Below are 1,587 nucleotides of genomic sequence, written 5' to 3' on the forward strand. Positions count from 1 at the left end.
CGGAGCGTGTCAACCTTATTTGAACCAGCAGTGTAAAAGTTAAATTGTTTTTTCTATGAACCTGGGTAGCGTTGGAAAGTTAACGCCAGATTCAACGAGTTGGTCATTGTCGTTTTCAGTCACCGGATTGATTTCAACAACCGCAGGTGGTGCCTTAGCGACAGGGCGTTTTCTAAATCGCTGAGGGTGTTGATTAAATGCTTCATCCAGCACGCTCTGTCTAGCTTTAGCTAATATTTTCCAAGCGCCGGTATATACTTGTTGGGGCGTGTAGCCAGCCAGATTGCTGTGGTAATGACTTTCGTTGTACCAACTAAAATAGTCTTTACACCACGTTGAAGCGTGCTCGTACCCCTTAAACTTGCGGGGATAATCCGGTTGATACTTCAGCGTTTTAAATTGTGCCTCGCTCATTGGATTATCATTACTGACGCGCGGTCGGCTGTGGCTGGCTGTCACCGTTAAGTCAGACAAAATATCCAGGTAGCAGTGCGCCGTCATCGGCATACCCCGATCTTGATGAACAGTCAGGCTGTTTGGCTTAATATCGTATCGCTCCACGGCCTCTTCAATCAGTTGTTGAGCTAATTTACTGTTTTCTTTACGTGATAACATCCAGGCAACGATATAACGGCTGAATAAATCCATCACAACGTAAAGCGATAAATATTCGCCACGTTTTTCGGTTGGAAGCTTGGTGATATCCCAGGTCCAGACTTCGTTCGTGCCTGTTGCCTTCAGGCGCGGTACTGTATGATTTTGTGGTGGCCGCTGCTTACGCCGCTCACCGTTGAGTTGCTCTGCACGTAAGATCCGATGCATTGTACTGATCGAGCATAGGTAAATACCTTGCTCTAACAGTGAATGATAAACCTGCACCGGCGGCTGGTTACAATAGGCATCACTGCTGAGTGTTTGTTTGACTTCATCGCGTTCATCAGCCGATAAGGCACTCGGTTGTGCGGCCTGTTGGCGTGATAATCGCCGTGGCCTCGGCGGGCCGCAAAATGCCTTACGACGACGATGGCGGCGCACCGTATTGCGGTTTAGTGCCAGTATGTCACAAGCCGTCCGTTCAGGAATGTGTTTAAACGCATCGTTTTCAAGTAACATTATGAGTTGCTCTCGGTGTCCGCTTGATCGATCAACGCAAAGGCTTTTTTTTGAAGCTCAAGGCAACTATCTTTGAGTTGCAACTGCTCCTGCAGGCGCTGGTTTTCTTTTTCGAGCTTTTCGATGCGTTTTTGCTCAGGTGTTTGGCTCGACTGCGGCCCGGGTTGTGATTTCGATAAACCCGCGACACCCTGTTCGGTAAACTCACGACGCCATTGCGCAAGCTGGTTTGAATACAGCTTTTCACGACGCAACAACTGACCGAGCTCACCGTGTTGACAGGCATCGGCTTTTTTCAAAATGTCGAGTTTGTACTCGACACTGAACGTACGCCGTGTGCGCTTTTCATGCTCTGGCGATGGTGTGATTTCTGGGCTGATAGTGCTAACGGGTTTTGGCATATGGCTCTCCTAGTCCGCCCTGAAATCTATGTTATCGTAAAAACCTCTGGTTCAACACCATGCTGACACACAG

2 protein-coding genes are annotated in these 1,587 nt (G+C 48.4%); both read right to left on the bottom strand.

The window, feature by feature from the left end; translation table 11 throughout:
• Nucleotides 1-39: 39 nt before the first annotated feature.
• The gene (locus RJ32_RS00040; protein ID WP_051018818.1) at nt 40-1,113 is read right to left on the bottom strand and encodes an IS3 family transposase; all 1,074 of its coding nucleotides are present in this window, start codon (nt 1,111-1,113) and stop codon (nt 40-42) included.
• Nucleotides 1,113-1,514 (bottom strand): transposase, encoded by a 402-nt coding sequence (locus RJ32_RS00045; protein WP_034823203.1) that lies wholly within the window; start codon nt 1,512-1,514, stop codon nt 1,113-1,115. The genes RJ32_RS00040 and RJ32_RS00045 overlap by 1 nt, the downstream gene beginning before the upstream one ends.
• Between the last annotated feature and the right edge of the window lie 73 nt (nt 1,515-1,587).

It is taken from the genome of Idiomarina sp. 28-8 (assembly GCF_000320945.2).
Classification (GTDB): domain Bacteria; phylum Pseudomonadota; class Gammaproteobacteria; order Enterobacterales; family Alteromonadaceae; genus Idiomarina; species Idiomarina loihiensis.

What these genes read in the sequence shown, in the direction of transcription:
- RJ32_RS00040 (WP_051018818.1), bottom strand. Translation starts at nt 1,113, where the DNA reads ATGTTACTTGAAAACGATGCGTTTAAACACATTCCTGAACGGACGGCT.
- RJ32_RS00045 (WP_034823203.1), bottom strand. Translation starts at nt 1,514, where the DNA reads ATGCCAAAACCCGTTAGCACTATCAGCCCAGAAATCACACCATCGCCA.